Annotated in this window: 35 protein-coding genes and 2 pseudogenes; 6 read left to right on the top strand and 31 right to left on the bottom strand. The window is 44.9% G+C overall.

What is annotated here, in order from left to right; translation table 11 throughout:
- Positions 1 to 163: 163 nt before the first annotated feature.
- The 29 genes and pseudogenes from rplQ to NI469_RS05045 all read right to left on the bottom strand — a co-directional run bounded on the left by rplQ (position 164) and on the right by NI469_RS05045 (position 14,724).
- On the bottom strand, positions 164 to 529 hold the full coding sequence (rplQ, locus tag NI469_RS05185) for a 50S ribosomal protein L17 (RefSeq protein ID WP_004281488.1): 366 nt from the start codon (positions 527 to 529) through the stop codon (positions 164 to 166).
- 18 nt (positions 530 to 547) lie between these two features.
- Positions 548 to 1,555 carry a DNA-directed RNA polymerase subunit alpha gene (locus NI469_RS05180; protein ID WP_004281489.1) on the bottom strand — a complete coding sequence of 336 codons (1,008 nt, stop codon included), beginning with the start codon at positions 1,553 to 1,555 and terminating at the stop codon, positions 548 to 550.
- A gap of 16 nt (positions 1,556 to 1,571) precedes the next feature.
- The gene (gene rpsD, locus NI469_RS05175; RefSeq protein WP_004281490.1) at positions 1,572 to 2,198 is read right to left on the bottom strand and encodes a 30S ribosomal protein S4; all 627 of its coding nucleotides are present in this window, start codon (positions 2,196 to 2,198) and stop codon (positions 1,572 to 1,574) included.
- 12 nt (positions 2,199 to 2,210) lie between these two features.
- Positions 2,211 to 2,597 carry a 30S ribosomal protein S11 gene (rpsK, locus tag NI469_RS05170; RefSeq protein WP_004281491.1) on the bottom strand — a complete coding sequence of 129 codons (387 nt, stop codon included), beginning with the start codon at positions 2,595 to 2,597 and terminating at the stop codon, positions 2,211 to 2,213.
- Between the two features lie 19 nt (positions 2,598 to 2,616).
- Positions 2,617 to 2,973, bottom strand: coding sequence for a 30S ribosomal protein S13 (gene rpsM / locus NI469_RS05165; protein WP_004281492.1), 357 nt, complete (start codon positions 2,971 to 2,973; stop codon positions 2,617 to 2,619).
- Between the two features lie 105 nt (positions 2,974 to 3,078).
- Complete coding sequence (gene rpmJ / locus NI469_RS05160; RefSeq protein ID WP_000867907.1) at positions 3,079 to 3,195, bottom strand: 50S ribosomal protein L36; 117 nt, start codon at positions 3,193 to 3,195, stop codon at positions 3,079 to 3,081.
- Positions 3,196 to 3,214: 19 nt separating this feature from the next.
- On the bottom strand, positions 3,215 to 4,534 hold the full coding sequence (secY, locus tag NI469_RS05155; RefSeq protein ID WP_180037316.1) for a preprotein translocase subunit SecY: 1,320 nt from the start codon (positions 4,532 to 4,534) through the stop codon (positions 3,215 to 3,217).
- A 45-nt stretch (positions 4,535 to 4,579) separates the two neighbouring features.
- Complete coding sequence (gene rplO / locus NI469_RS05150; protein ID WP_004281494.1) at positions 4,580 to 5,020, bottom strand: 50S ribosomal protein L15; 441 nt, start codon at positions 5,018 to 5,020, stop codon at positions 4,580 to 4,582.
- A 3-nt stretch (positions 5,021 to 5,023) separates the two neighbouring features.
- On the bottom strand, positions 5,024 to 5,200 hold the full coding sequence (gene rpmD, locus NI469_RS05145; protein WP_004281495.1) for a 50S ribosomal protein L30: 177 nt from the start codon (positions 5,198 to 5,200) through the stop codon (positions 5,024 to 5,026).
- Positions 5,201 to 5,206: 6 nt separating this feature from the next.
- Positions 5,207 to 5,704: a 30S ribosomal protein S5 gene (gene rpsE, locus NI469_RS05140; RefSeq protein WP_004281496.1), complete on the bottom strand. Its 498-nt coding sequence runs from the start codon at positions 5,702 to 5,704 to the stop codon at positions 5,207 to 5,209.
- A gap of 2 nt (positions 5,705 to 5,706) precedes the next feature.
- The gene (gene rplR / locus NI469_RS05135) at positions 5,707 to 6,057 is read right to left on the bottom strand and encodes a 50S ribosomal protein L18 (RefSeq protein WP_004281497.1); all 351 of its coding nucleotides are present in this window, start codon (positions 6,055 to 6,057) and stop codon (positions 5,707 to 5,709) included.
- 14 nt (positions 6,058 to 6,071) lie between these two features.
- Positions 6,072 to 6,605, bottom strand: a complete 534-nt coding sequence (gene rplF, locus NI469_RS05130) for a 50S ribosomal protein L6 (protein ID WP_004645059.1) — start codon at positions 6,603 to 6,605, stop codon at positions 6,072 to 6,074.
- Between the two features lie 13 nt (positions 6,606 to 6,618).
- The gene (gene rpsH / locus NI469_RS05125; RefSeq protein WP_004281499.1) at positions 6,619 to 7,014 is read right to left on the bottom strand and encodes a 30S ribosomal protein S8; all 396 of its coding nucleotides are present in this window, start codon (positions 7,012 to 7,014) and stop codon (positions 6,619 to 6,621) included.
- Positions 7,015 to 7,026: 12 nt separating this feature from the next.
- Entirely contained in the window at positions 7,027 to 7,332 is a 306-nt protein-coding gene (rpsN, locus tag NI469_RS05120) for a 30S ribosomal protein S14 (protein WP_004732275.1), read from the bottom strand.
- Between the two features lie 9 nt (positions 7,333 to 7,341).
- A complete protein-coding gene (gene rplE / locus NI469_RS05115) occupies positions 7,342 to 7,878 on the bottom strand; it encodes a 50S ribosomal protein L5 (protein ID WP_004645057.1) in 537 nt (178 codons plus the stop codon).
- A gap of 16 nt (positions 7,879 to 7,894) precedes the next feature.
- Complete coding sequence (gene rplX, locus NI469_RS05110; protein WP_004281502.1) at positions 7,895 to 8,212, bottom strand: 50S ribosomal protein L24; 318 nt, start codon at positions 8,210 to 8,212, stop codon at positions 7,895 to 7,897.
- A 9-nt stretch (positions 8,213 to 8,221) separates the two neighbouring features.
- On the bottom strand, positions 8,222 to 8,590 hold the full coding sequence (gene rplN, locus NI469_RS05105; protein WP_004281503.1) for a 50S ribosomal protein L14: 369 nt from the start codon (positions 8,588 to 8,590) through the stop codon (positions 8,222 to 8,224).
- 91 nt (positions 8,591 to 8,681) lie between these two features.
- On the bottom strand, positions 8,682 to 8,939 hold the full coding sequence (gene rpsQ, locus NI469_RS05100; RefSeq protein WP_004281504.1) for a 30S ribosomal protein S17: 258 nt from the start codon (positions 8,937 to 8,939) through the stop codon (positions 8,682 to 8,684).
- A complete protein-coding gene (gene rpmC / locus NI469_RS05095; RefSeq protein ID WP_004281505.1) occupies positions 8,936 to 9,133 on the bottom strand; it encodes a 50S ribosomal protein L29 in 198 nt (65 codons plus the stop codon). Before rpmC ends, rpsQ begins: the two co-directional genes overlap by 4 nt.
- The gene (gene rplP / locus NI469_RS05090) at positions 9,133 to 9,546 is read right to left on the bottom strand and encodes a 50S ribosomal protein L16 (RefSeq protein WP_004281506.1); all 414 of its coding nucleotides are present in this window, start codon (positions 9,544 to 9,546) and stop codon (positions 9,133 to 9,135) included. Before rplP ends, rpmC begins: the two co-directional genes overlap by 1 nt.
- Positions 9,486 to 10,302, bottom strand: a pseudogene (gene rpsC, locus NI469_RS05085) (30S ribosomal protein S3). The gene rplP and the pseudogene rpsC overlap by 61 nt, the downstream one beginning before the upstream one ends.
- Before the next feature lies 1 nt (position 10,303).
- Complete coding sequence (gene rplV, locus NI469_RS05080; protein WP_001982638.1) at positions 10,304 to 10,633, bottom strand: 50S ribosomal protein L22; 330 nt, start codon at positions 10,631 to 10,633, stop codon at positions 10,304 to 10,306.
- Between the two features lie 11 nt (positions 10,634 to 10,644).
- Positions 10,645 to 10,920: a 30S ribosomal protein S19 gene (gene rpsS / locus NI469_RS05075; protein WP_004281508.1), complete on the bottom strand. Its 276-nt coding sequence runs from the start codon at positions 10,918 to 10,920 to the stop codon at positions 10,645 to 10,647.
- Positions 10,921 to 10,939: 19 nt separating this feature from the next.
- Positions 10,940 to 11,764 carry a 50S ribosomal protein L2 gene (gene rplB / locus NI469_RS05070; RefSeq protein ID WP_004281509.1) on the bottom strand — a complete coding sequence of 275 codons (825 nt, stop codon included), beginning with the start codon at positions 11,762 to 11,764 and terminating at the stop codon, positions 10,940 to 10,942.
- An 11-nt stretch (positions 11,765 to 11,775) separates the two neighbouring features.
- Positions 11,776 to 12,096, bottom strand: a complete 321-nt coding sequence (gene rplW, locus NI469_RS05065) for a 50S ribosomal protein L23 (protein WP_004281510.1) — start codon at positions 12,094 to 12,096, stop codon at positions 11,776 to 11,778.
- Complete coding sequence (rplD, locus tag NI469_RS05060) at positions 12,093 to 12,695, bottom strand: 50S ribosomal protein L4 (protein WP_004281511.1); 603 nt, start codon at positions 12,693 to 12,695, stop codon at positions 12,093 to 12,095. The genes rplW and rplD overlap by 4 nt, the downstream gene beginning before the upstream one ends.
- A gap of 11 nt (positions 12,696 to 12,706) precedes the next feature.
- Positions 12,707 to 13,345, bottom strand: coding sequence for a 50S ribosomal protein L3 (rplC, locus tag NI469_RS05055; RefSeq protein WP_004645054.1), 639 nt, complete (start codon positions 13,343 to 13,345; stop codon positions 12,707 to 12,709).
- Between the two features lie 60 nt (positions 13,346 to 13,405).
- Positions 13,406 to 13,717, bottom strand: a complete 312-nt coding sequence (rpsJ, locus tag NI469_RS05050; RefSeq protein WP_000070912.1) for a 30S ribosomal protein S10 — start codon at positions 13,715 to 13,717, stop codon at positions 13,406 to 13,408.
- Positions 13,718 to 13,989: 272 nt separating this feature from the next.
- The gene (locus tag NI469_RS05045; RefSeq protein WP_005108602.1) at positions 13,990 to 14,724 is read right to left on the bottom strand and encodes a type 1 glutamine amidotransferase; all 735 of its coding nucleotides are present in this window, start codon (positions 14,722 to 14,724) and stop codon (positions 13,990 to 13,992) included.
- 163 nt (positions 14,725 to 14,887) lie between these two features.
- On the opposite strand from NI469_RS05045, the gene NI469_RS05040 reads away from it, so the two are divergent.
- The 5 genes and pseudogenes from NI469_RS05040 to yihA all read left to right on the top strand — a co-directional run.
- A complete protein-coding gene (locus NI469_RS05040) occupies positions 14,888 to 16,090 on the top strand; it encodes a PLP-dependent transferase (RefSeq protein ID WP_035335417.1) in 1,203 nt (400 codons plus the stop codon).
- 18 nt (positions 16,091 to 16,108) lie between these two features.
- The gene (locus tag NI469_RS05035) at positions 16,109 to 17,659 is read left to right on the top strand and encodes a helicase HerA-like domain-containing protein (RefSeq protein ID WP_253174546.1); all 1,551 of its coding nucleotides are present in this window, start codon (positions 16,109 to 16,111) and stop codon (positions 17,657 to 17,659) included.
- Between the two features lie 153 nt (positions 17,660 to 17,812).
- Positions 17,813 to 18,574 carry a globin domain-containing protein gene (locus NI469_RS05030; RefSeq protein ID WP_004281516.1) on the top strand — a complete coding sequence of 254 codons (762 nt, stop codon included), beginning with the start codon at positions 17,813 to 17,815 and terminating at the stop codon, positions 18,572 to 18,574.
- Positions 18,575 to 18,671: 97 nt separating this feature from the next.
- On the top strand, positions 18,672 to 19,112 hold the full coding sequence (locus tag NI469_RS05025; protein ID WP_253174545.1) for an RrF2 family transcriptional regulator: 441 nt from the start codon (positions 18,672 to 18,674) through the stop codon (positions 19,110 to 19,112).
- 105 nt (positions 19,113 to 19,217) lie between these two features.
- Positions 19,218 to 19,994 (top strand): annotated as a pseudogene (yihA, locus tag NI469_RS05020) (ribosome biogenesis GTP-binding protein YihA/YsxC); the annotation flags it as partial.
- Between the two features lie 277 nt (positions 19,995 to 20,271).
- Here yihA and NI469_RS05015 read toward each other — a convergent pair.
- Positions 20,272 to 21,519, bottom strand: a complete 1,248-nt coding sequence (locus NI469_RS05015; RefSeq protein WP_071850882.1) for a dicarboxylate/amino acid:cation symporter — start codon at positions 21,517 to 21,519, stop codon at positions 20,272 to 20,274.
- Positions 21,520 to 21,692: 173 nt separating this feature from the next.
- The gene (locus tag NI469_RS05010) at positions 21,693 to 22,565 is read right to left on the bottom strand and encodes an acyl-CoA thioesterase (protein ID WP_180180576.1); all 873 of its coding nucleotides are present in this window, start codon (positions 22,563 to 22,565) and stop codon (positions 21,693 to 21,695) included.
- Positions 22,566 to 22,848: 283 nt separating this feature from the next.
- Between NI469_RS05010 and plsB the strand changes: the two genes are divergently transcribed.
- Positions 22,849 to 25,416 carry a glycerol-3-phosphate 1-O-acyltransferase PlsB gene (plsB, locus tag NI469_RS05005; protein WP_253174544.1) on the top strand — a complete coding sequence of 856 codons (2,568 nt, stop codon included), beginning with the start codon at positions 22,849 to 22,851 and terminating at the stop codon, positions 25,414 to 25,416.
- Positions 25,417 to 25,530 lie beyond the last annotated feature (114 nt).

The following is a 25,530-nucleotide window of genomic DNA, read 5'->3' as shown; positions in this document are numbered from 1 at the left end:
ACACAATGTCAAGTTTATTAAAAAGCCGCTATTTTTTTATCTTTTGAGGCCAGATCCAGTTATACGAGATTAAAAGTCAGACTAAATTAAAATATACAGACAATAAAAAAGGCCGGTTTATTCAACCGACCTTTTCGAACAACTTGCGTTATTCTTCACGAAATTAGTTAACTTCGCGATCTACTAGCTCAACGTAAGCCATCGGTGCAGCATCACCTGCACGGAAGCCCGCTTTAAGAACACGTAGATAACCGCCGTTACGCTCTTTGTAACGAGGGCCAAGAACGGTAAATAATTTACCAACAGTTGCTGCTGAACGAGTACGAGCAAACGCCAAACGACGGTTTGCTACTGTATCGTTTTTAGCTAAAGTGATTAAAGGCTCAGCTACACGACGTAACTCTTTTGCTTTAGGCACAGTTGTTTTGATCAACTCGTGCTCGAACAAAGAGTTAGCCATGTTTTGGAACATCGCTTTACGATGACTGCTTGTACGGCCTAATTTCACACCACTATTACGATGACGCATGGTGATAGTCCTACTTAATTAACGGCTACGATAGGCGAAACGATCGTCCATACGGAGACTAGCCGGTGGCCAGTTCTCTAAACGCATGCCGAGTTGTAAGCCTTTAGAAGCCAGAACATCTTTGATCTCAGTAAGCGATTTTTTACCCAAGTTAGGAGTTTTAAGCAACTCAACTTCGGTACGCTGTACAAGATCACCAATGTAGTAAATGTTTTCTGCTTTCAAACAGTTAGCAGAACGAACAGTTAGCTCTAGATCATCTACTGGGCGAAGCAAGATTGGGTCAACTTCTTCACGAGGCTCTTGAGCAACAGGTGCTTGATCTTTCTGAAGGTCAACGAAGATCGCAATTTGTTGCTGCAAAATAGTTGCAGCTTTGCGGATCGCTTCTTCAGGATCTACAGTACCATTGGTTTCAAGATCAATGATCAGTTTATCAAGGTCAGTACGTTGTTCTACACGCGCGTTTTCCACGGTGTATGAAACACGTTTGATTGGGCTGTAAGACGCATCTAACTGCAAGCGACCCACTGGGCGAGTTTCGCCTTCAGGGAAGCGTGAATCAGAAGTCTCGTAGCCACGACCTTGAGCCACTTTCAGACGCATTTTCAATGAGCCTGAGGCACTTAAAGTACCGATCAAATGTTCAGGGTTAACCACTTCAACATTATGAGGTAAACGAAGGTCAGCCGCAGTTACGTCGCCTGCACCTTGTTTCTCTAATGTCAAATATGCTTCATTTTGATCGAACAGCTTAATCGACAATCCTTTTAGGTTCAGCAAGAGCTCGACGATGTCCTGCTGCAAGCCTTCCAAAGTACTGTACTCGTGCTCGACCCCTTCAATCTCAACTTCTACCACAGCTGCGCCAGGTAGAGAAGAAAGAAGGATGCGACGTAAAGCATTACCAAGAGTATGACCAAAGCCACGCTCTAATGGTTCTAGAATAACTTTTGCCGAGGTCCCGCTTGCCGCTTCGACCTTGATCGCTTGCGGAGTTAGAAACTCATTTGCAGTACGCGTCATATTGCTTCCTCAAGGATTATTTAGAATACAATTCTACAATCAAGCTTTCGTTGATTTCAGCAGGTAAATCAGAACGATCCGGTGCAGCTTTGAACGTACCTTCTAATTTAGAATGGTCAATTTCCATCCAAGAAGGCATGCCACGTTGAGTAGCTAATTCAATTGCGTTTTTGATACGTAATTGTTGCTTAGCGCCTTCGTGAACTGCGATCACATCACCCGCTTTAACTTGGATAGACGCAATGTTAACACGACGGCCATTCAAAGTGATGCTACGGTGAGATACTAACTGACGAGCTTCTGCACGAGTAGAACCGAAACCCATACGATAAACAACGTTATCAAGACGGCTTTCAAGTAGCTTCAACAGGTTTTCACCAGTTGCGCCTTTAACACGAGCAGCTTCTTTATAGTAGTTACTAAATTGACGCTCTAAAACACCGTACATGCGACGTACTTTTTGTTTTTCACGTAATTGTAGTGAGTACTCAGATTGTTTACCACCACGAGCCCCGCCGTGTTGGCCAGGAACTTTCGCATGTTTTTTTGTCTTAACATCAAACGGTTTAACGCCTGATTTAAGTTGCAGGTCTGTCCCTTCGCGACGAGAGAGTTTGCATTTTGGACCAATATAACGAGCCATGAATGTTTCTCCTTACACGCGACGTTTTTTAGGTGGACGGCAACCGTTGTGCGGGATTGGCGTCACATCGGTAATGCTGTTAATTTTATAACCCACTGCACCTAAAGCACGAACCGCAGATTCACGACCAGGACCAGGACCTTTTACAAGGACGTCCAAGTTTTTCAAACCGTAGTCTAAAGCAGCTTTACCAGCAACTTCAGCAGCTACCTGAGCAGCGAACGGAGTTGATTTACGTGATCCACGGAAGCCTTGTCCACCTGAAGTGGCCCAAGCCAGTGCATTACCTTGACGATCGGTAATAGTCACAATGGTGTTATTAAAAGAAGCGTGAATGTGTGCGACACCTTCAGAGACGGTACGAGTGACCTTCTTGCGTGCGCGAGTATCTTTAGCCATCTTTTAGCTTCCAGAAATCTTATTTCTTAATAGGTTTGCGCGGACCTTTACGGGTACGAGCGTTAGTTTTGGTGCGTTGACCGCGGACAGGCAAGCTGCGACGATGACGAAGACCGCGGTAGCAGCCTAAATCCATTAAACGTTTAATGTTCATGGAAATTTCGCGACGTAAATCACCTTCGGTCGGAACCTTAGCAACTTCTGCACGAATCGCATCAAGCTGAGCGTCATCTAATTCACGGATCTTAGTAGTTGGAGCAATACCAGCAGCAGCTAAGATAGCTTTTGAAGTATGGCGACCAATACCAAAGATATACGTTAGAGAGATAACAGCGTGCTTGTTATCCGGAATGTTTACACCGGCAATACGAGCCATTCAATTTTCTCCAAAAAGGCAGTAGATAATCAACCGCCCCACAAAAATCTTGAGGGGCGGATAATAACCTAATTCGCCTACAGAAATCAACAGGTCTTAATCAGATTAACCTTGACGCTGCTTATGACGAGGTTCTGCGCTACAAATTACGCGGATAACCCCATTACGACGGATAACTTTACAGCTACCACAAATTTTCTTAACAGAAGCTTGTACTTTCATGATGAAACCTCAAGTGCGCTTATCCCTTAGGATGAGCAGTCGTTTTTCTCATTAACGTTTGATTATCGTATTGGTGCGAAGTAAGGTGTGATTGCAGCTGAGCCATAAAGTCCATCACCACTACCACAACAATCAGCAAAGAGGTACCACCCAAATAGAATGGAATACCAAATGAACTTTGCAATACCATCGGCATCAAACAAATGACGGTGATGTAAATCGCGCCAATAAACGTCAAACGATTGAGAATATGATCTAAGTAACGAGCAGTTTGCTCACCTGGACGTATACCAGGCACGTAAGCTCCGCTGCGTTTCAAGTTCTCTGACACTTCTTTAGGACTAAATACCAGTGCTGTATAGAAGTAACAGAAAAAGATAATTAACGCACCAAAGAGCACCAAATACAACGGCTGACCAGGCGACAACACCAATGCTACATCTTGCAGGCTACGCTTAATAAATCCAGCATTTGGATCTGCACTACCCACCCACTGACCTAAGCTCGCAGGGAACAAAAGCAATGAGCTGGCAAAAATTGCCGGAATCACACCCGCCATATTAATTTTTAATGGCAAATGTGTCTGCTGTGCAGTAAATACACGACGACCTTGTTGTTTTTGAGCATAGTTTACCGGAATACGACGTTGCGCTTTCTCGATAAACACGATCGCTGCCAAAACACCCAGAGATAACAAACCAAAAATTACCAAGCCAATCAGGCTGGTCTGGCCATTATCTACAGAGGAGAAAGATTGCATAATCAGATTAGGCAATCCGGCAACAATACCCGCGAAGATGATCATGGAAATACCATTTCCCACCCCACGCTCGGTAATCTGTTCACCCAACCACATCAAGAACATGGTCCCCGCAACCAGTGAGGTTACTGCAGGAACATAAAAAGCCAAACCAGTATTCAGGGTAATCCCCTGACTGATCAGGCCTGCACACATACCTATCGCCTGTACCAGCGCTAAGAATAATGTACCTTGTCGTGTGTATTGATTAATTTTACGTTTGCCTTGCTCGCCTTCTTTCTTTAAAGCTTCCAGCGAAGGAACCACAGTTGACATCAACTGCACGATAATCGACGCAGAGATGTATGGCATGATCCCGAGAGCAAGAATAGACATTCGTTCTAATGCACCACCAGAGAACATGTTAAACAAACCAAGGATGGTACCTTGGTTTGCATTAAACAAGTTTTCTAACGCAGCATTATTGATGCCTGGTACTGGAATATGCGCTCCTAGTCGAAACACCAACAACGCACCAATGAGAAACATCATTCGACGAATAATTTCACGGTATTTCACATGAAATGGTTGGCCTTTCATCATGTTGACATGACCTGAAGAACTAGGAGTCATAGACACTGGGGATTACTCCTCGACTTTGCCGCCAGCAGCTTCAACAGCAGCTTTAGCGCCTTTAGTCAATGCAACACCTTGAACAGTGAATGCACGAGTAATTTCACCAGAAAGTACGATACGAGCACGGATCATGTCTTTACGTACAACGTTCGCAGCTTTTAAAGTTTCAAGAGACACGATGTCGCCTTCAACTTTAGCAAGCTCAGATAAACGTACTTCAGCAGTTTTCAAAGCCAATTGGCTAGTGAAGCCGAATTTAGGCAAACGACGGTAAAGTGCTGTTTGACCGCCTTCGAAACCTGGACGAGTACCACCGCTCTTACGTGAGTTTTGACCTTTGACACCACGGCCACCGGTCTTACCAACGCCAGAACCGATACCACGGCCTAAACGAAGGTTGTCACGTTTAGCACCTTCTGCAGGTGCAATTGTATTTAAACGCAGAGTCATGGCTTATTCCTCTACACTAACCATATAGTAGACTTGGTTGATCATACCACGGTTAGAAGGTGTGTCTAACACTTCTACAGTATGACCAATACGACGCAGACCTAAACCTTGCAGGCTAAGCTTGTGATTTTTCAAGCGGTGCGATGCAGATTTAGTCTGGGTAACTTTAATCGTTTTCATGATTGATTACCCTTGAATTTGTTCTACTGAAAGACCACGTTTCGCAGCAACCTTTTCAGGAGTAGTCATATCACGCAAACCATTGAAAGTTGCGTTTACTACGTTAGCAGCGTTAGTAGAACCACGGCATTTAGTCAACACGTTACGTACGCCTACAGCTTCTAGAACTGCACGCATAGCGCCACCAGCAATTACACCTGTACCTTCAGAGGCAGGCTGCATGAATACGCGGCTAGCGCCGTGACGTGCATGAATTGGGTGCTGTAACGTACCATCAACAAGGTCAACAGTAATCATATTGCGACGAGCAGCTTCAAGTGCTTTAGAGATAGCAGCTGGAACTTCACGTGCTTTACCACGACCAAAACCTACGCGACCATTACCATCACCCACAACAGTTAATGCTGTGAAAGAGAAGATACGACCACCCTTAACAACTTTGGCTACACGATCAACGGCAACCAGCTTTTCAACAAGACCTTCGTTTTGTTCAACTTTAGCCATGATTAGAACTCCAAGCCGTTTTCACGAGCAGCATCAGCCAAGGCTTTGATACGACCATGATATTTAAAACCAGAACGGTCAAATGCAACTTTAGTAACACCAGCTGCTTTAGCGCGTTCTGCGATTAAAGCACCTACTTTTTGAGCTGCTTCAACGTTACCAGTTGTACCCGCACGTAGAGTAGCGTCTAAAGTAGAAGCTTGCGCTAATACTTTGCCACCATCTGCAGAGATAACTTGAGCATAGATGTGACGCGGAGTGCGGTTTACACACAAACGAGTCGCACCCAATGCACGGATGTGCAAGCGTGTGCTTTTCGCACGACGCAAACGGGATTGTTTCTTTTCGTTCATAAGAACCTCGCGCCTTATTTCTTCTTAGCTTCTTTACGAAGTACAACTTCGTCAGAATAACGAACACCTTTGCCTTTATATGGCTCTGGTGGACGGTAACCACGGATATCTGCAGCAACCTGTCCTAAAGCTGCTTTATCAGCAGACTTAAGAATGATTTCAGTTGCAGTTGGAGTTTCAGCAGTTACACCTGCAGGAAGTGCATAATCGATCGGGTGAGAGAAACCAAGGTTAAGATGAACAACGTCACCTTTAACCGCAGCTTTATAACCAACACCGATAAGCTGTAACTTACGTTCGAAACCTTCGCTAACACCTTTTACAAGGTTGTTAAGCACAGCGCGAGCAGTACCAGCTTGCATCCAAGCGTCTTTCGACTCTTGTACTGGAGCAATAGCTAGAATACCGTCTTCCTGTTTAAGCTCGACCAGCGCATGCAGGTTGAAAGACAATGTACCTTTAGTGCCTTTCACTTCGACCTGCCGGCCGTTCTGAGTAACTGTTACACCGTTAGGTACAGTTACTGGGGCTTTAGCCACACGAGACATGAGGAATCACCTATTAAGAAACAAAAGCAATAACTTCACCACCAACGCCTGCAGCACGTGCAGCGCGATCAGTCATGATGCCTTTGCTTGTAGAAACAATTGCAATACCTAAACCTTGCTTAACGCTCGGAAGTGCATCTTTACCGCGATACTGACGTAGACCTGGCCGGCTTACGCGCTTCACAGTTTCGATAACTGGTTTGCCTTCGAAATACTTTAAAGTCAAAGTAAGAGTTGGTTTGCCTTCAGCATCCGCAACTTCTACGTTTGAAATATAACCTTCTTGTTGAAGTAAGTTAGCAATTGCTACCTTCAACTTAGAATTAGGCATAGAAACAGTTTGTTTCTTTGCCATTTGTGCGTTACGAACACGTGTTAGCATGTCGGCAACGGTATCTTGCATACTCATCTATAGTGCTCCTTACCAGCTTGCCTTAACAACGCCAGGTACATCACCTTGCATTACTGTTTCACGTAATTTGTTACGGCTTAAACCGAACTTACGGAAGTAACCATGAGGACGACCAGTTAAACCACAACGGTTACGTAGACGTACTGGAGATGCATTACGTGGTAATGCTTGTAATTTCATCATCGCTTCGAAACGTTCTTCGTCTGATGCATTTACGTTTGCAATAACAGCTTTTAATTCAGCACGTTTTGCAGCGTATTTAGCAACAGTAGCTTCGCGTTTCAATTCGCGATTAATCATACCTTTCTTAGCCATATCGACCTCTTATTTGAACGGGAAGCCGAATGCACGCATAAGCGCACGGCCTTCGTCATCGGTGCGAGCAGTCGTAGTAATGGTAATATCCATACCACGAATACGATCAATCTTGTCAAAATCGATTTCAGGGAACATGATTTGTTCCTTAAGACCCATTGAGTAGTTACCACGACCGTCGAATGATTTCGCAGAGAAACCACGGAAGTCACGGATACGAGGGATCGCAATCGAGATCAAACGGTCCAAGAATTCGTACATACGTTCGCCGCGTAAAGTAACTTTACAACCGATCGGCCAACCATCACGGATTTTAAAACCAGCGATTGATTTACGAGCTAACGTAAGTACTGGTTTTTGACCAGCGATAGCTTGCATATCTGAAAGAGCACCATCAAGGAGTTTTTTGTCGGCAGCAGCTGCGCCAACACCCATATTGATCGTGATTTTAGTGATGCGAGGAATCTCCATCACATTCTTAACGCCCAATACTTCTTGTAATTGAGCTTTAAGTTCGTCGTTGTAACGTGTTTTAAGTCTGGCCATGGCCTATATCAACCTATTACTTCGCTACCGCCACTGATTCACCATTTGATTTGAATACGCGAGTTTTCACGCCATCAATCACTTGGTAACCAACACGGTCAGCCTTTTGGGTTGTAGCATTAAAAACTGCCACGTTTGAAATATGAAGCGAAGCTTCCTGAGTTACAACGCTACCTTCAGCGCCTGTAGCACGGTTCGGCTTCTGATGCTTCTTCACCAAGTTAAGGCCTTCAACCTTAACACGGTCATTAGAAACAGACAGAACAGTACCCTGTTTGCCTTTTTCTTTACCTGCGATCACAATTACTTGATCGCCTTTTTTAATCTTAGCCATGATCGCCTCTTATAGAACTTCAGGAGCCAATGAAATAATTTTCATGAACTGTTCAGTACGAAGTTCACGAGTCACTGGTCCGAAAATACGAGTTGCAATCGGCGCTTTGTTGTTGTTCAAAATAACAGCAGCGTTATCGTCGAAACGAATCACTGAACCGTCTGCACGACGGATACCGAATTTTGTACGAACCACAACCGCATTCATCACGTCACCTTTTTTAACACGTGCGCGTGGAATTGCTTCTTTTACAGTAACTTTAATAATGTCGCCAACAGAAGCATAACGACGATGCGAGCCACCAAGTACTTTAATACATTGTACGCGGCGTGCACCACTGTTGTCTGCTACGTCGAGCATAGTTTCGGTCTGAATCATTGCCCTACTCCAAAACCGAGCAACACCGGTCGAAATTTCGAAAGGCTCAAAGAGTACTCGAAATTGACCGATGATGCAACAAGAACGTTAATTACTCAGCAGCTGCTTCAACAACTTCAACTAGAGTCCAAGACTTAGTTTTAGAAATTGGGCGGCTTTCTTTAATGGTTACAACATCACCAGCTTTCGCTGTGTTGTTCTCATCATGAGCATGTAATTTTGTTGAACGGCGGATTAATTTGCCATACAACGGGTGTTGAACTTGGCGTTCAATAAGAACAACGATAGATTTATCCATCTTGTCGCTTACAACTTTGCCAGTTAACGTGCGGACTGTTTTATCACTCATTGTCCGTTCCCCTGTTTTTCGGTAAGGAGGGTCTTAATACGAGCAATCGTCTGACGAGTAAGTGCAACTTCATGCGATTTACCCAATTGACCAGTTGCTTTCGCCATACGAAGACGGAATTGGTTAAGCTGTTGCTCATCAAGCAAAGCTGTCAACTCTTCTACCGACTTTTCACGTAGATCTTTAGTTTTCATTACATTACCGTCCGAGTCACGATAGCGGTTTTAAACGGAAGCTTAGCTGCTGCAAGCGTAAACGCTTCGCGAGCCAATTCTTCGTTAACACCATCAATTTCGTACAAGACTTTACCTGGTTTGATTTGGCAAACCCAATATTCCACAGAACCTTTACCTTTACCCATACGCACTTCAAGAGGCTTAGAAGTAATCGGCTTGTCCGGGAATACACGGATAAAGATCTTACCACCACGCTTAATACGACGGCTAATTGTACGACGCGCTGCTTCAATTTGACGCGCAGTCATTTGACCACGTTCAACTGATTTAAGTGCAATAGTACCGAAAGATACTGTGCTACCGCGGTGTGCTAGACCAGTGTTACGGCCTTTCTGCACTTTACGGAATTTAGTACGCTTAGGTTGCAACATGGATTATTCTCCTTTTTCAGCAGAACGATCATTGCGACGACCACGACGCTCTTGACCTTCACCACGACCACGACCGCGTTTAGCTGGACGCTCTTCTGCTGGAGCTGGGTTCATGACTTGTTTCATGCCGCCCAAGATCTCACCACGGAAGATCCAAACTTTAACACCGATCGTACCGTAAGTAGTCTCAGCACGCATAGTCGCATAGTCGATATCTGCACGAAGCGTATGTAGAGGTACACGACCTTCACGATACCACTCAGTACGAGCAATCTCAGCACCACCTAAACGGCCTGAAACTTCTACTTTGATACCTTTAGCACCAGCACGCATTGTGTTTTGAACCGCACGCTTCATAGCACGACGGAACATTACACGTTTTTCTAATTGAGAAGCGATAGCTTCAGCAACTAGACGCGCGTCTAAGTCTGGACGATCAATTTCATTGATACTTACTTGCGCAGGAACACCCATGATAGATGTTAATTCGCGTTGTAGTTTCTCAATATCTTCGCCTTTTTTACCGATTACGATACCTGGACGAGCAGTGCTAATAGTTACTTTAGCAGCGCCTGTAGGACGCTCGATAAGAATGTTGCTGATCATCGCGTTTTTAAGTTTTTTGATCAAAAACTCACGAACTTGAAGATCTTTAAGCAAGTATTCAGCGTATTGTTTCGGATTCGCATACCAGTTAGCGTTATGACGTTTCACAACACCTAGGCGGATACCGATTGGATGAACCTTCTGACCCATATCAAACCCCTACCTTAACGGTGATGTGACAAGTACGCTTAGTAATACGATCTGCACGGCCTTTAGCACGTGGCATAATACGTTTCAGGCTCATGCCTTCATCAACGTAGATCGTAGAAACTTTAAGGTCGTCTACATCTAAACTGTTATTGTGTTCAGCGTTTGCAATCGCAGATTCCAACGCTTTCTTAACTAGAACTGCAGCTTTTTTGTTGCTGAAGTTAAGGATGTTAAGAGCGTGCGCAACAGATTTGCCGCGGATAAGATCTGCAACCAAACGAGCTTTTTGTGCCGAGATAGCGGCACCGCGTAATTTAGCAGTTACTTCCATCATAGCACCCATTAACGTTTAGATTTCTTGTCAACACCGTGACCGCGATAGGTACGAGTTGGTGCAAATTCACCAAGCTTGTGACCAACCATGTGCTCAGAAACGATCACAGGAACGTGGTTACGGCCATTGTGTACAGAAATTGTTAAACCAACAAAATCCGGGAGGATCATCGAACGACGCGACCAAGTTTTGATCGGCTTACGGTTATTAGCCGCGATAGCCGCTTCAACCTTAGCGAACAAGTGCGCATCGACGAATGGGCCTTTTTTCAGAGAACGAGGCATTGTCAGATTCCTTTACTTGTTACTTAACGCGACGGTCGCGAATAATCATCTTAGTCGTACGCTTATTGGTACGTGTCTTGTACCCTTTAGCTTTTTGACCCCATGGGCTTACAGGTTGAATACCTTTGTTACGCCCTTCACCACCACCATGTGGATGGTCAACTGGGTTCATCGCCATACCACGAACGGTAGGACGAACACCACGCCAGCGTGATGCACCAGCTTTACCTAGTGAACGAAGGTTGCTTTCTGAGTTAGATACTTCACCTAACACAGCACGGCATTCAACGTGAATTTTACGCATCTCGCCTGAACGCAGACGAACGATAGCGTAAGAACCGTCACGACCCAACAGCTGAACTGAAGTACCAGCTGAACGAGCTAACTGCGCGCCTTTACCGATTTTAAGTTCGATGTTGTGAAGAGTAGAACCGATAGGCATGTTGCGAAGCGGCAAGCAGTTACCTGGACGAATTGGAGCATCGTTACCAGACTGTACTTTATCGCCAGCGCGAAGGCCTTTAGGAGCGATGATATAACGACGCTCACCGTCAGCATACAATACAAGTGCAATGTGTGCAGTACGGTTAGGATCGTATTCGATACGCTCTACAGTTGCAGGAATACCATCTTTGTTACGTTTAAAGTCAACTAGACGGTAGTGCTGCTTGTGACCGCCACCAACGTGACGAGTCGTGATGTGACCGTTGTTATTACGGCCGCCAGTACGTTTTTTAGCTTCAACCAACGGAGAGTATGGTGCGCCTTTGTGAAGGTGATCGTGAACCACTTTCTCTACAAAGCGACGTCCTGGAGACGTTGGCTTACATTTTTGAATAGGCATAATTCTCGTCCTTATTCCGCTGTGCTTTCAGCGGTATCGCCCAAGTCAGCCATTTCAACATCTTGGCCAGCTTTCAGGGTGACGTATGCTTTTTTAACATCAGAACGACGTCCTAATGTTTTACCAAAGCGTTTAGACTTACCTTTAGTGATAGTCGTGTTAACTTTAACAACTTCCACACCAAAGAGTTGTTCCACTGCTTTTTTGATTTCAAGCTTGTTTGCATTTAATGCAACTTTAAACACTTGAACACCAGCAGTTTCACCTAAAACTTGTGCTTTTTCTGAGAATACAGGTCCTTGCAGGACTTGATAGATACGTTCGTTGTTCATCCGAGTTCTACCTCAATTTTCTTAGCAGCAGCTACAGACATAACAACTTTGTCGAACGCAATCAAGCTAACCGGATCGATTGCAGCAGCATCAACCACATCAACGTGTGGAATGTTGCGCGCAGCAAGATACAGGTTCTCATCAACAGCATCAGTAACGATCAATGCGCGAGTCGCATTCAAGTCGTTAAGTTTTGCAAGCAATTCTTTAGTTTTTGGAGCTGCAACAGCAAACTCTTCAACTAAAACTAGGCGATCTTGACGAACAAGTTCAGCTAGGATGCATTGCATAGCACCGCGGTACATTTTACGGTTTACTTTTTGAGACCAGTCTTGTGGACGAGCAGCAAAAGTTTTACCACCGCCAACCCAGATTGGGCTACGAATAGAACCAGCACGAGCGCGGCCAGTACCTTTTTGACGGAATGGCTTGCGACCACCACCAGAAACGTCTGCACGTGATTTCTGAGCTTTTGAACCTTGACGGCCACCAGCTAAATAAGCTGTAACCACTTGGTGAACAAGAGCTTCATTAAATTCACGACCGAACGCAACTTCTGATAATTCAACAGCAGAGCCGGAAACAGTATTTAAATTCACGTTATTTCCCCTCAGGCCTTGATCGTAGGACGAACGATTACGTCGCCACCAGTAGCACCAGGAACCGCGCCTTTAACAACTAGAACTGAACGTTCTGTGTCGATAGCAACGATCTCAAGACCCTGTGTAGTTACGCGTTCAGCACCTAAATGGCCAGCCATTTTTTTGCCTTTGAATACGCGACCAGGAGTCTGGTTTTGACCAGTAGAACCTAAAACACGGTGAGAAACTGAGTTACCGTGAGTTGCATCTTGCGTACGGAAGTTCCAACGCTTAACACCACCTTGGAAACCTTTACCTTTAGATTGACCAGTTACGTCAACAACTTGACCAACTTGGAACAATTCAACGGTAAGCGTACCACCAACTTCACGACCTTCAAGATCAGCTTCTGTAGCACGGAATTCTTGAACTAGACGACCAGCTGCAACACCCGCTTTCGCGAAGTGGCCTTTCTGAGCGTTAGTTACGCGAGATTCGCGACGTTCACCAGTAGTGATTTGAATCGCTTGATAACCATCAGTTTCAAGCGTTTTGATTTGAGTGATGCGGTTAGGATCAACCTCAATCACTGTAACAGGCACAGAAACACCAGCATCTGTAAAGATACGTGTCATACCGCACTTGCGACCGACTAAACCAATAGCCATGTGCATAAACCTCTAAAAAAGCGGCCTAATTAACTTAGAGTGTTAATTAACCCGAAAGCCTTAACCCAATGCGATCTGAACATCAACACCAGCTGCAAGATCTAACTTCATCAATGCATCTACAGTTTTGTCTGTAGGTTGAACGATGTCGATCAAACGCTTGTAAGTACGGATTTCGTACTGGTCACGCGCGTCTTTGTTTACGTGTGGTGATGTTAAAACGTTAAAACGTTCAATGCGTGTTGGCATTGGAATTGGACCACACACTTGTGCGCCAGTACGTTTTGCGGTTTCTACGATTTCTTGAGCTGATTGATCAATCAGGCGATGATCAAAAGACTTAAGACGGATACGAATTCTCTGGTTAGACATACCAGTAAACTCCAAGCCAAATATATAAAGAATCACTCTTGACGCATCTCACCCCACTTTATATGGGCAAGTGTCAAGAGCAGTGAAATATCACTAAGGTCATGATCGATGCCACGACTGTAACGATAGTTAACTACTTTATTCGCAGTTAACCCCCTTCCTATTGAAGGGTCGCTTATTATAGCCATTGTTTAATGCATAAGCAAATCTCTTTTATGGTTTTATCCAAGTTTTCAATTTATGACTTAAAACAATAGTTTATTGTTTAAATATTAGGCAGTTTTTGCCAAAACATATTCTATAGCACGATTTAACATCTGATTTCCTTCAATAAATTTTTGCTTCGTGGTTTTTTTTAATTCAAATAAATTTTGCACATATTTTCCTGAAAATTGCGCAAGCTCTTCTTCATTTTCCAAAAACAATGCCAGGGTTTCCGGCGTGATTTCAGGATGAAACTGGAAGCCCAATACATTTCTGCCCAACTGGTACATCTGATTACGACAGGCTTCATTTTCTGCCAGATGGACTGCACCTTTGGGCAATTCAAATGTTTCATTGTGCCATTGCAGAATATTAAACTGCTCCGGCAAGCTAAAACACGTCTCTGGTAGATTCGCCACTCTGTGCACCGTGGTCCACCCCAATTCTTGTTCTGGATTGCGACTAACACCTGCACCCAAAGCATTTGCAATCAACTGCCCACCCAGACACAGGCCAATTGCCGGTTTACCATGCGAAAGATAGCGACGCAACCAGCGTTTTTCTATTTTTAACCAAGGGAAATTTGCTTCATCATTCACACTCATGGTTCCCCCCATAATGATCAGCAAATCCACCTCTTCCACTGCAGGCAGCGCCTCGATCTCCAGCGGCCGATCCACGGGTAAAGCAAAAAATTCAGTCGCGGTAATGTGCGCCTGATGCTGCTTTAAAAATTCATAACAACTACCAAAACCTTCACCAGCAATATGCTGAAAATAATGCACTTTTAAATGCGACTTCATGCTCCTCAACCTATTTTTTTAGCTATATAGATTTAGGTTTTGCAAAAATGAAGCCAACTTTTTATAAGACTTGTTGTTTTTAAACAATTCACAACGTAACTGGCAGTGAGTCACAGATTCTCTTAAGCTAGAGTAATATTTGATTACATTTGAGCGCATTCACGTGAAACAAGACTCTCAAACTCGCCTGATTCATGCACCACGAAAGGCTCCTCAAGCGATTTCCACCATTCAACCTCCCCTCTATCGTGCATCGACCATTATCTTTAACAATACCGATGCCCTGTTTAATCGCCATTGGACCGATGACTATGACTATAGTTATGGCACGCATGGCACGCCTACGACCTTTACGCTGGGCGATAACATCGCACAGCTCGAAGGTGGTTTATATCACCTGCTCGCACCGAGTGGTTTATCCGCGATTAATCTCGTGAATTCTTGCTTTTTAAGCCAAGGAGATGAGGTTTGGGTGGCTGACAATATCTATGGTCCAAACATGGAGCATTTACGCAATATGGAAAAGCGTTATGGAATTACGGTTAAGGTCTACAATCCCATAGAGCTTGATACATTTCAGCCTACAGATAAAGCCAAACTGATCTGGCTCGAGGCTGCTGGCTCAGTCACCTTGGAATTTCCGGATCTGGCTGGTTTAGTGAAAAAAGCTCAGGCACACAATATTCTTACTGCGCTGGATAATACCTGGGGCGCAGGTCTGGCTTTTGATGCCTTTGATTTTAGTGAAGAGCATTTAAGTGTAGATATGACAGTACATGCACTGACCAAATATCCAAGCGGCGGTGGTGATATCCTGATGGGCTCAGTGGTTACGCGAGATAAGACCCTGCATCACAAACTGTTCCGTGCGCATGCCATTCAGGGCATTAGTGTTTCTGGTGATGATGTGGCACAGATACAACGTAGTCTGGCTTCGATGCAACTGCGATATCAACATCAATCCAACAGTGCGCTTACATTAATGACATGGCTTAAACAGCAAACCGAGTTTGTGCAAGTACTTCATCCTTCAGATCCGGACAGTGCAGGCCATCAGTACTGGAAAGAAATTTGCAAGCAAGGTGATAGTGCCGGCCTGGTCAGCGTGATCTTTGACAGCACATACGTAATGCAGGATATCCGGAATTTCTGTGATAGCTTAAAACTGTTTAAGCTTGGCTTTAGTTGGGGTGGCCCTGTCAGTCTGGTCATGCTATATAACTTAAAAGACATGCGTGTGCTGGAACATTCACACTTAAAAGACGGCTTGCTGGTTCGTTTCTGTATTGGACTGGAATATCCGGAAGATTTGATTCAAGATATTCAGCATGCACTAGAACAAATGAAAAAACTTAAAAACGAATAATAAATAACAGGAAAAGCTATGGGTAGACCAATTGTTATTGCTAAAAAAACTGCGGATACCACACAGGATATTGTGCTGCATTCCCAACTTGCCAATCGACATGGCTTGATTGCAGGTGCCACTGGTACCGGAAAGACTGTGACTTTAAAAGTATTGGCGGAGAGCTTTTCTCGAATTGGTGTGCCTGTATTCCTCGCCGATGCTAAAGGCGATGTGTCCAGCCTGGCCAAAGCAGGTGAAAGCAACCCAAAATTTGATGAACGGATTAAAAGTCTCAATATCGAATCCATTCCTTTTGCAGCTTCACCAGTGGTGTTTTGGGATTTATTTGGCGAACAGGGCCATCCAATTCGCACCACAATCTCAGAAATTGGTCCGTTGCTCCTGGCTCAAATGCTGAATCTGAATGATACCCAGGAAGGTGTTTTATCTGCCGTGTTTCGGATTGCCGATGATCAGGGCTTCCTGTTGATCGACTTTAAAGACCTGAAAGCGATGTTGAGTTATGTCTCTAAGCATGCGGCTGACTTTAAAGCTGAATATGGCAATTTATCTCCTGCCAGTCTTGGCGCGATTCAACGTAACTTGTTGGCACTGGCTGACCAAGGTGGTGACCAGTTTTTTGGCGAGCCGGCGCTGGATCTGATGGACTTTTTGCAGACGGATAGTCAGGGCCGTGGCAATATCAATTTGTTGGCGGCTGACAAGCTGATGAACACGCCTAAGCTGTATGCCACCTTCTTGCTCTGGATGCTCTCCGAGTTGTTTGAACAGCTTCCCGAAGTTGGCGATCTGGAAAAACCGAAACTGGTGTTTTTCTTTGATGAAGCCCATCTCTTGTTTGATAATGCTAGCCCTGCCCTGCAAGATAAAATTGAGCAGGTGGTGCGCCTGATTCGCTCTAAAGGCGTGGGAATTTATTTTGTCACACAAAATCCGTTGGACTTGCCGGAAAGTGTCTTAGGCCAGCTCGGCAATCGGGTTCAGCATGCTTTGCGGGCTTTCACTCCCAAAGATCAAAAAGCAGTGAAAACCGCAGCAGAGACTTTCCGAGCCAATCCTGAATTTAAAGTCGATCAGGTGATTACCGAACTCGCTGTCGGTGAAGCCCTAATTAGCTGCCTGGATGAAAAAGGCATTCCACAAATTGTAGAGCGTGGCTGGGTCATGCCGCCGCATTCATCCTTTACACCGATCTCGCTTGAAGAACGCAAGGCTCTTATGCAGCAAAGTATTGTCGCCGGTATTTATGAGCAGCCAGTCGATCGGGATAGCGCCCATGAAATGCTGCAAAACAAGGTCGCAGAACGCCAGCAACAGGCTCAGGCCGCCGAACTTGCCAAACAGCAAAGCAAGGAACAGGAAGCTCTTGCCAAGCAGCAAATTAAAGAACAGGAACGTCTGGCACGAGAACAGCAAAAAGAAGCTGAACGCGCAGCCAAGCAACGAGAAAAACTGACTCAGGATATTGTCGGCACCTTTGCCAAAAGTGCTGCCCGTAGCCTGGGCGGGAGTACTGGGCAGAAAATTGTGCGCGGCTTACTGGGTTCGCTGTTTGGCCGCAAATAATCCCCCTCCTTTTCCGATCATCATCACACTTTTTATGGGATATTTTTATATCCCGTAATTTTTTTATGGTTTTATGACTATGCGCTATTGTAAAGCCATTTTAAAAGATGTAATTTAAATACATCTTTTAAAAAACACCTGTAGACGGCTCTAATGACTCCACAACATATTGAACTTGTACAAGCGACTGTTCCTGTTTTACGTGAAAACGGCGTAGCACTTACCACGTATTTCTATAACCGCATGCTGAAAAACCATCCAGAGTTGAAAAACACCTTCAACATGGATCATCAAAGTACTGGCCGTCAACCACGTGCCTTGGCTGCCGCAGTACTTGCCTATGCCGAAAACATTACCAATCCGGGCGTTTTGGCCAAAGCCATCGAACGCATTACCACTAAACATGTCAGCCTGGATATTCAACCGGATCAATATGCGATTGTCGGTGAGAATCTGTTGCACTCGATCAGCGAAGTTTTAGATGTACCCATGGACTCAGACCTGATTGCAGCCTGGAAAGAAGCGTATATGCAACTGGCAGATATTTTGATTGGTGTGGAAAAATCTAAATATGCCACCCTAGCTTCTGAAAATGGTGGCTGGGCGGGCTGGCGCGAATTTGAAGTAGCAGCAGTCAATGATACCGACGCAGGTAAAATCTTTACACTTAAAGCTAAAGATGGTGCAGCGATTGCAAGTGCTGAAGCCGGTGAACATATTTCAGTACGTGTACAGGTGCCTGAACAGCACATTCGTCAACCACAACAGTTTAGCTTTGATCAGGCTCAAAACGAGCAATATCAAATTACTGTGAAAGCGGAAGAAAATCCAACCGCATTCTCGGTTGCACAGACACTGATCGACCACTACAAAGTTGGTGATGTAGTTGAAGTGTCTGCCCCGCTCAAGCTTTAATTGCAAAAACGGTTTAGACTAGCATCAGATTCTGATTAAAAGCTCCATTCGTGGAGCTTTTAACATTCAATTCTTTCATTTTCTAGCTGTTGACGTTATGCAACTCAATAAATTCACTGACTATGCGCTTCGGATTCTGATGTATGTCGCACAGCCACGTGATCTCCCCTATACCATTGCAGAACTTGCCGAGCGATTACAGGTTTCACAAAATCATGCCATGAAAATCGTGCATTTTATGGCGAAACAGGAGTGGCTGATTACCACACGTGGTAAAGGTGGCGGCATACGTTTAAATCCGGCCAGCCTGAACCTCCAGCTGGGACAGATTGTGCGGATCCTGCAACGCGACAGCAATGTAGTGGAATGCAATAGCCCACCCTGCGTATTACGTCCGACCTGTGGTTTAAAAGGTATTTTAGATGATGCGGTGGAACAGTTTTATAGCAGTCTGGACCAATATGTGCTTAAAGATGCGATTAGGCCACGAAATGCGCGTTTCAGTACAAATTCTCCGATCGGCCTGATTAATCTTTAAAGTCTTCCGGGTCAGGTCTTGTGACTTATTCTTGCGGCAAAGTTCGCTTGCCTGTGCGACTTCCTTTATAATGTTTCATTGTAGATCATTTATTGAAGTTGAGTTATGCACCACAGCAGAGGAAAATCCAAAAACAGTAAGACAGCCCATGCGCCTAAGCAAAAGATCAGCTACGAGAAAAAAGTTGATTCTGCCATTACTGAATATTCTGTGCGCGCACTCAACTGGCTACGCAAAGCCGAATTTTTAATGAGTGCACCCAAACTCAGTCTTTGTGTAGAAGATACAGGCTATGAAATTGCTTTTGCCGGCCGCTCGAATGCGGGTAAGTCTAGTGCGATTAATGCCCTGACCAACCAGAAACAGTTGGCACGTGCATCGAAAAAACCTGGCCGTACCCAGATGATCAACTTTTTCAGCCTGGGTAATCCGGATCAGCGTCTGGTCGACTTACCCGGTTATGGTTATGCGGCTGTGCCTGAAAAAATGAAACTGGTCTGGCAAAAAGAACTGGAAAATTACCTGATTCACCGTCAAAGCTTGCAAGGCCTGGTATTGTTGATGGATATCCGTCATCCCCTGCAACACTTTGATGTAATGATGCTGGAATGGGCTTATTCCCGCCAGTTGTTCGTGCATGTGTTATTGACCAAATCTGACAAACTAAACCGTGGTCCTGCATCCAAAGCCTTGCAGGAAGTCAAAGCGGCATTGAAAAAGATGAAGCTGGATTTCTCGATTCAACTGTTTTCCTCCATGAACAAACAAGGTTTAGAAGAACTGGCCAGCGTCATGGGTGGCCGTTTGAACTTTACCTTAGATCAAGCATCTGAATATGATCTGGACAGCATTCCGGAAGCATCAGCGCATGATTTAAATGAATCTGATGAACCGCTTGAAGAGCTCGAGCTTAGTGAAGCTGATTCTGAGCATGCTGAAGTATCGATGCATGCTTTAAATGAAGCTGAAGAACCGCTGGAATTGCTTGAGCAGGATCAATCCGAGCTTAAAGCGGCAGATGAGCTAAATCAGAATAAGCGTTCAGCGGATTAAGACCATATCACCTAAATGATCTGTGATCATTCTTGATTTATTAAAACTCAACGTACAAATAAAAAAGCAGGTCAAATACCTGCTTTTTTTTATTTTTTTAAATGTTTTAGCTATCTGTAGCTTGAAGATCGGGTTCACGCGTATGCCGGTCCACCACCACGCTGATCATCATATCTCCCTGAACATTCACCACTGTACGTACGGTATCCAGTAAACGGTCGATCGGCAACAGAATGGCAATTGCCTCGGCAGGCAAACCTACCGATTGCAAGACCATAATCATAGTCACCATACCGGCACTCGGAATCCCCGGTGCACCTAAGGATGCAATCATCGCAGTCGCGCAGACCACCAGTTGCTGCCCCAGACTCAGATCCAGCCCCATTAAATTGGCAATAAACAGAGCTGCAGCTGCTTCATACAGCGCCGTACCATCCATATTTAACTGGGTCCCAAGTGGAATTACAAAGCCTGCGGTATGTGGGCGTACCCCTAAATTTTCCTGTGCGCATTTCATCGACAGGGGCATGGTGGCCGAACTGGAACTGGTGGCAAAGGCAGTAATCAAGGCAGCACGTGTGCCTTTAAAGAACGTGACCGGATCCATCTTGCCGAAAATCCATAGCAATAAAGGCAAGACCACGATGCCATGAAAAATCGTCGTACCGGTGACTACCGCAGCGAATTCAGCCAGACGACTAAGAACCGAAACATCTTCAGTGGCAATTAATTTGGCCAATAAGGCAAAAATACCGAGTGGTGCCAGTTTCATCACCCAGCCAATCATTAACATCATGATCTCGAAAAACTGGTGACTCAGCTTGCGTACAGTACGGAATTTATCTCCCCCTGCGACCAGTGCTACACCAACAAATAGCGCAAAGACTACCACCGCCAAGACATTGCCATCGGCAAAGGCTTTAAACGGATTGATCAGGGTATTTTGAATAAAGTTGGTAAAGAAAGAAGATGGCGTGAGCGTATCCGGTGTTTGATGTTGTGCCATGGCATCCTGGAACATCAGTACATCGACGCCTTTGCCCACATCAAACAGATGCGCACACGCCAGACCTAAAATGAGCGCCAAGGTGGTGGTGGTCACACAACACATCAGGGTAATTTTCCAGGTACGGCTCAGTTGCCCACCCGCCTGCAGATTCGATACACCGACCACGATTGAGCTAAAAATCAGCGGCACTAACAGCATTTTTAACAAGCCAATAAAAATACTGCTGACAATACCGATGCCATATAAGCTGATATCAAAAAATGAGGTCTGCGGAAATATCGTCAGTAGAAATCCAAACAGTACCCCCAATACGGCGGCAATTAGAATTTGCGTATTTAAGCTCATCTTTTCATGCATTTTTAATATTGATCTTAAGCCGCACTATGCCATGCAGTGTCTATAGAATCGAGTAATATTTTATAAACGCGGTGTAAGGACATGGCATCGACTGGCCATTTTCATCCAGCTTAAAAACAAAAAAACCGAATCTGAGATTCGGCTTTTTGAGCAAGAAAAAATTATTGCGTCTCGATTTCACGCAAACGGATCAGGCCTTCCTGAGTCGTACTGCAGACCAGCTCACCGTTCTGCCACATCCGGCCAAAATTCAGGCCGCGTGAACTGGCGCTTTGGGTGGCATCCATATCGTAAAGCATCCATTCATCTGCACGGAACGGTTTATGGAAGTACATGGCATGGTCAATACTGGCACATTGTAAACTTGGCGAGATATAGCTCAGACCATGTGGACGAAGCGCCGTGGTCATCAAGGTAAAGTCGGAATAGAAAGCAGCAATGGCCTGATGCAAAGAGATCTGATCAACTTCTGCAGCAATACGGTCATGCGTACGGATATAGTGCGCATAAGACGGTGCTTCAGGTTGAGGCTGGAATGGATTTTGCGGATTGACCGGGCGAATTTCCACATGACGATCACGGGTGAAAGACGCACGGACATTTTCCGGAATAAACTCGATCATTTGTTTGATCAGTTCTGCTTCATTTTTCAGGCTTTCTGCTGGCGGATATTCAGGCCCTGAAATCTGATAATTCAAACCTTCTTCCGGCTCTGCAAAAGACACCATACACATGAAAATAGTCCGGCCATGCTGAATTGCACGAACCTGGCGACTGATAAAGCTTTTACCGTCACGGATCCGTTCTACTTCATAAATAATGGGTGCATTGACATCACCACCAAACAGGAAATAGGCATGTAATGAATGCGCCGGACGGTCTGTAGTATAAGAGGCTGCGCGGAGTGCCTGCCCCAAAACCTGACCGCCAAATACGCGCTTGCCTACCAGATTACGGCTGATTCCCCGGAAAATGTTTTCTTCTAACTTTTCTAAGCTGAGCAGCTCGACCAGTTCCTGTGTTAAGGCATTCATAAGCAACCTACGTAATATTGGAGATATCCAAAATGGAAAAACAGATCTAAATAACGAATCTGGAATATTCTGCCACAAAATCAGAACGAAACTCTAAAGTTTGCATGACTGTTCTGTCATACTGATGTCATAAGTGACTAGGAAAAGCACCTGCTTTCACGCTAAAATTGAAGCACTTCTGTTGAAGTTGTTAAAAAAAGATATATGGTTTCGCTTTAGAAACCCGCAAAATAAATCCCCCTCAGAAGTCCTGTGGTTTTGGTCAGTAAAATTAGGAGCAGCTATGTCCAAGAATGGCTTTGGTCAAATGTATCGCAAGCTTTCAAGTAAGTTACTTGATCTTGTGGTTACCCCTCATGTTCTTGGGGAAGTACCAAGTGAAGTGACAGCGCCTGAATCTGATCAGACTGCAACAGACTCGCGAAAGCTGGTCTGCTACGTTTTACAGAACCATTCGCGCAGTAATGCACTGGTGGTCGATGCAGAAACGCGCCGTTTAAAATTACCGGCTGCCCTTGATCCAATGCAGATCGGCAACAACAAAGAAAAAGCATCAGTACTGTTTCTGCAACATCATGATGAAAACAACCTGTTGAGTTCTCCCCCGCATGCTTTCCCGCCGCGCCTGTTACGTCTGATTGAAATCCTGGAACAGCATCCTGAGCTGGATGTCGAACTGGTTCCGGTAACAGTACTTTGGGGACGTGAACCTGAGAAAGAAGATTCCTGGTTTAAGCTTTTATTTACCGATACTTGGTCTACGCCAAGCCGGGTCAAACAACTGGTCAATATCGGCCTGCATGGTCGCCAGTCTTATTTAGAGTTTCATGAACCGCAATCTTTACGCACCTTGATTAACTTTGCCAAAGAGACGCATCCAAATTCAGCGCCAGCAACTTATATTGTCAGCACTTTAAATGATTACCTGGATGGTCAGCGTGAAGTCATTCTCGGGCCGGATCTGTCCGACCGCCGTAATGTGATGCATGGTCTGATCAAGTCGCCAGATGTACAGGCGGCGATTCGCAATGACAGTATTCGCAGCAAAATCTCGATGCTGGAGTCTGAACGTCGCGCCATCGGTTATCTGAACGAAATCGTTTCCGACTATTCTCATTCTACCGTACGTTTTGCCGATAAAGCCCTGACCCGCTTATGGACCCAGCTTTATGATGGTGTGGAAGTGCATAATTTCAGTACCGTGCGTGAACTGGCCAAGGATTATGAAATTGTCTATACCCCATGTCACCGTAGTCACATCGACTATTTGTTATTGTCTTATGTGATCTATCGTCGTGGCTTGATGGTGCCGTATATCGCTGCGGGCGATAACCTGAATATGCCTTTTGTCGGTCAAATTTTACGCGGTGGTGGTGCCTTCTTTATTCGCCGTACCTTCCGCGGCAATGCGCTCTATACCACAGTGTTTAAAGAATATCTGTATAGCGTCCTGTCACGTAATACCCCGCTGGAATATTTTATTGAAGGTGGCCGTTCACGTACCGGTCGTTTGCTTCCGCCAAAAACCGGGATGCTGGCGATGACCGTGCATGGTCATTTACGTGGCAAATCTAAACCGATCGTATTTTTGCCGACCTATATCGGCTATGAACGCCTGATGGAAGGTGGCACTTATGTCGGTGAAATGAGTGGCAAGCCGAAAGAGGCAGAGTCTATTTTTGGAATTTTGAAAACTCTGCGCAAGATTGAACGTATTTTTGGCAAGGTACACCTGAACTTCGGGAACCCTGTATTTTTGGATGATATTCTGAAACAGCATGGCGCAGAAAATATCAAGATCGAAAAGAATGATGATCCGATTCCACAAGCGGTTTCTGATGCAGTGAATAGCGCTGCGCAGGCCATTCTGGAAAATATCAACAGTGCGGTCGTAATCAATCCGGTATCGATATTGTCTTTAATCTTGCTGGCTACGCCAAAACATACGCTGGATGAAGAGATCTGTATCAAGCAGCTGGACACCTATCGCACCTTGCTGGAAGCTCTACCTTATGACGAGCGCATGCAGGTGACGCCGCTTTCTGGCAAGGAAATTATTGCCTATGCAATGAAGCTGAAACTGATCAAGCGGGTCAAGCATGTACTGGGCGATATCATTGCCATTGAAGATAATCAGGCAGTTCTGCTGACGTATTTCCGCAATAATATTGTGCACACCTTTGTGCTGCCATCTTTAATTGCAGCCTTGGTTGAACATAACGGTACCATTCGCCGTCATGATGTCGTGAATATCAGCAGTACCCTGTATCCATTCCTTAAAGCCGAACTGTTCTTAAAATGGCATGAAGATGAAATTCAGGATCAAGTGAATGCGCATATTGACAGCTTAATTGCCTCGAAACTGATTACACAAGATGGTGAAAACCTGATTGCACCGGCACCGAATACAGAAGCGCATCATCAGCTTGAAATTCTGGCTGCGCCCGTAACTCAAAGTCTGGAACGTTATTACATGACTTTGGCACTGATTACCCAACGCGGTTCTGGCAATATCTCAACCCGTCAGGTGGAAGAACTCAGTTATCTGGTTGGGCAGCGCCTGTCTGTGTTGTATGAGTTTAACTCGCCAGAGTTCTTCGACAAAGCCCTGTTCCAGAGCTTCATTAAAGTCCTAACCCAAAAAGGTTATCTATGTACCAATGAAGACAATGCCATTATCTTTGATGAACAACTGACCAATGTAGCGCAATATGCGGATCTGGTACTGGATGAAGTGAAGTTGCAGATGCTACATCACATCACCGATTTTACGGATGAAGAACTGAAAGAAGCTTTGGATGCAGTTGCGGCTGAACAAGCCAAGAAACGCGCGAAGCGGAAAAAGAAGTAAGGCTTTTTATTCCCTCTCCTTTCAGGCATAGGTATCTACACATCTATGAGATACCTAATGCCATTGTGGCTATCTCATTGAGTTCATCTATTGAATATTCCGAGAGCAGTTGAA

This window comes from Acinetobacter lwoffii, assembly GCF_024129735.1.
GTDB lineage: Bacteria > Pseudomonadota > Gammaproteobacteria > Pseudomonadales > Moraxellaceae > Acinetobacter > Acinetobacter lwoffii_H.
This window is presented reverse-complemented; position numbering and strand designations above follow the sequence as displayed.